The sequence below is a fragment of the Microvirga aerilata genome (assembly GCF_016743775.1).
GTDB lineage: Bacteria > Pseudomonadota > Alphaproteobacteria > Rhizobiales > Beijerinckiaceae > Microvirga > Microvirga aerilata.
Genome location: NZ_JAEQMY010000210.1, coordinates 1 through 3150, shown reverse-complemented (window position 1 = coordinate 3150; position 3150 = coordinate 1). Strand labels below are relative to the sequence as shown.

Annotated in this window: 3 protein-coding genes; 1 reads left to right on the top strand and 2 read right to left on the bottom strand. The window is 60.3% G+C overall.

Features of this window, described 5'->3' with window-relative positions:
• Positions 1-134 precede the first annotated feature (134 nt).
• Positions 135-422, top strand: coding sequence for a LuxR C-terminal-related transcriptional regulator (locus JKG68_RS31560; protein ID WP_202066305.1), 288 nt, complete (start codon positions 135-137; stop codon positions 420-422).
• Between the two features lie 110 nt (positions 423-532).
• On the opposite strand, the gene JKG68_RS31555 is transcribed toward JKG68_RS31560, so the two are convergent.
• The gene (locus JKG68_RS31555; protein WP_202066303.1) at positions 533-1597 is read right to left on the bottom strand and encodes a site-specific integrase; all 1065 of its coding nucleotides are present in this window, start codon (positions 1595-1597) and stop codon (positions 533-535) included.
• A 2-nt stretch (positions 1598-1599) separates the two neighbouring features.
• A partial coding sequence (locus JKG68_RS31550; protein WP_210346514.1) for a tyrosine-type recombinase/integrase occupies positions 1600-3150 on the bottom strand: 1551 nt, incomplete at its 5' end.

Sequence of the window (3150 nt, the reverse complement as noted above, 5' to 3'; positions counted from 1 at the left end):
AACTCGCCATGATCCGGCTCATGACCCGCAGGATCGCAAGGCTTTGTCAAAGCTCATGAATCGCTCGGACCGACTCTAAGAGATAAAGCTAATAGCTTAGGTACCTGTTCTAAGTTGACAGGTTTGGGGTGCTGATGGCAACGCTTAAAACAAACGTCGAGTACCTCAATGACGAGGAACCTCCAGGCGCGGCAAATGAGAACTGTCCAGAGTTCCGCCAGCAGCATTCCTGGTGCGCTGCCGCTATCGCCTATCACAGCCAGGGCAAGCCCGCCCCAGCATTATCAGAGCCGGAAGCGCAGGTTCTCCGGTCTCTCCTTGCAGGAAAACAGAGCAGCCAGATCGCTGACGAAATCGATGGCGGCACGCTCGCTGTGAAGGAACACATCAAATCCATGCTGAGGAAGATCAGAGGCCACTAGAGCCAGCTCGGTGTATCAGGTACCGTACTCAGTACTACCACTAGATGACGGTTACGGGCTCATTGCGGACATTTTGGAAGGGTAGGGGGGCTCCCTCGCCCTTCCCCAGATCAGGATCCTGCAATGTTGTCGATCCATTCGCCGAACAGGTCGGCAACTTCCAGGCTACTGGCAAGATTGTAATTCTCATCCACGAGTTCCTTGTCCTGGTGCTGTAATAAGCCGCTCGCGAGGTGTGGCTCTGATCCTGCCCGATAGCGAGCGGTGAAGGCCCCGCTCCGCTGGAAGTCGTGTGGGCTGAGGGATCGTCCAATGAAAAAGCGGGTGGTCTCCATAATTCTTCGTTCGACACTGCCATAGCTGAGGGCCTCGCCATACTGCCCGACCCAAAGTGGACCAGTGAGCAACGGATATTGCTCCTCTCCAATCATGAACTCGCCGGTATGGCGCATCAGCCGTGGTCTCGCCCAGGTGAGATACAATCCGATTGCAGGATTGAGGCGCTGTCGGATGAGGCGTAGATCAGTCCGTCCATTCTTAACCTCTACGCCAGGCAGTGTAATCGTCCAGCGATCCCGCTCGCGCACAAAGCTGTGGCCGAGTTCAAGCTCCGAGAAGTTCTTCAGCCGAATGGGGCAGAAAGCCAGCATGGCAATCATCGGACCGTCCCGGATTTGACCAGCCCGCCTGATTGGTCTGTGGCTGCGAGCCACCTGGGCTTCCTTGACCAGCGTGAGACCTGCCCTGATCAGGACCTCGGAGAGGACAATGCGGTCGAACCGCTCCAGTGGGTAGGCGACAAGGTCCAGGTCATTGGCAATCTCGGTCAGCCACTCAAGATCCGAAGCAGGCGCTAGGATCCTCGCCATGGTTTGCAGCTTGCGCACTGAGCCGGCCAGCGTCACAGAGGTCCAGCCGGAGCGGACGCGCTTGATGTAGCAGTCAACGTTTTCAGGTGTGACCAGCCGGCCAGCTCCGGCCTGAGGATCGAGAGCGCCGCGCTCCCGGAGCGACTCCAGGAAGTAGCCGTAACGGCGCTCAAGATCCTCTCGGGTGATCGGCTTCCATCGGGACGCCGCTCCGCCGCGCCTCCACCCCACACCAGGCTCGCACGCGCGAAGCCATGCGAGGCGGTCGTCAGCAGGCCATCCGTCGAGGGGCAAGGAGGTGATCATGCTCACTCCTCCTCGCCATCAAGATGCGAGTCGACGATCTCGCCAAAGCGCTCGGTCGTTGTGAAGCTCTCAAGACCAATGTAGAACTTTATGGTGGTCTTCAGGCTCTTGTGCCCAAGGATCCGGCGCACGAACTCGTAGTTACCCGGCTCGCGCTTCAGGATCAGGGCGGCGGCGGCATGACGGAACTGATGGGCGCGCACCCGCAGGCCGGTAGCCTTCTCGACAGCGCTGGTGATCTGCTCGCTGAACATGCTTGGCGTCTTGAACGATCCGCTCTCGCCAGGAAACAACCACAGCTCGTTTTGCCCTCTCAGAAGCACAGGTCGGTGATCATGCAGGTACTCGTCGATGAGCGCCGTGAGCCGCTCACTGAGCTTGAACTCAAGCTTCACGCGGTTCTTCACATCGTACTTTGGGAAGGTCAGCAGGTAGCGGGTTCCAGGACCGCCTGGGCGGATCAGGTTCTCCTCCAATCGGATCCGTACAAGGTTGCCACAGCGCACCGGAGCTGCGGTGAGGAGCCCCACTGCGACGGCTAGCTGGGCGCGTAGGGCAGCCTTGACAGGAGCATGGTCGCGCAGGCTGCGAGCCTCCTCGATCAGGCGATAGGGCGTCCGGATGACCTCATCCCAGATTGGACTGCTCAAGACCTTATGGACGAGCGCAAGATTGAACTCGGTCATCCCCTCGCTTCTGTGCTCCTCAAGCTGGAAGCGCATCTCATCGAGCCGCTCCAGGGCAAGGTCATCGAACCCACCCACTCGGCGAGCGATCGACAGCACCTTCCAGGCAAGTTCGATCATGTAGATGCTGGGCGTATCTCCGGTCCCATGTCCGTAATCATCGAGTACGCGCTCAACCACATCAGCGTCGAGAAGGGCACGCAGCGAGGTGAGATCTTCGAGAGGAAAGCCCATGCGAACAGCCCGGCGGGCAAAGGCTTCGATCTCGCGCCGGCGCGTTGCGATGGTGGAGGATTTTGCCGGCCGGAGCTTCTTGCCCGAGGCCGTCCGGCGGGTGCCAGCCAGTCCTTCGAGATAGGCCTGAACATCGTCTCGAAGCCCCTGTGGGAACTCGCCCCAGGTCGGAGCACTCAGCCGTGAGGGGAGGGCGGGCATCGATAGGTGGACCGCAGGCCAGCCCAGAATATGCTCCCGGCACTCATTCCAGGCTCGCGTCGTCGACCGGTGGGCTGCAGGCCCTCCAAGACGGGCCGTGGTCTCGGTCCGGTAGGCCAAGTATGTGCAAAGCACATCATCCGTGATCTGCCCCGGTGCAATGCCCTTGGCGGAGGCATAGCGCATCAGGCCGTAGAGGCGCGCGCGCCGACCACGATCCGTGATCTTGTCCCGGAGCGACGCCCAAGCTGGGGTGAGGGGCGTACCCCGCACAGGCACATCCGTCTCTCCGCGCAAGAACCGCAAGGCCGCTTTCAGGTTTGACTTATGGTTTCGAAAGGTCTGCACCGACAGCCTAAGTGGTGCATCCGGTAGGTTGCGGGGTATAATGGCGGCCCCTTCTGACCTGCTGGCGGAGGCGACCCATGGCAC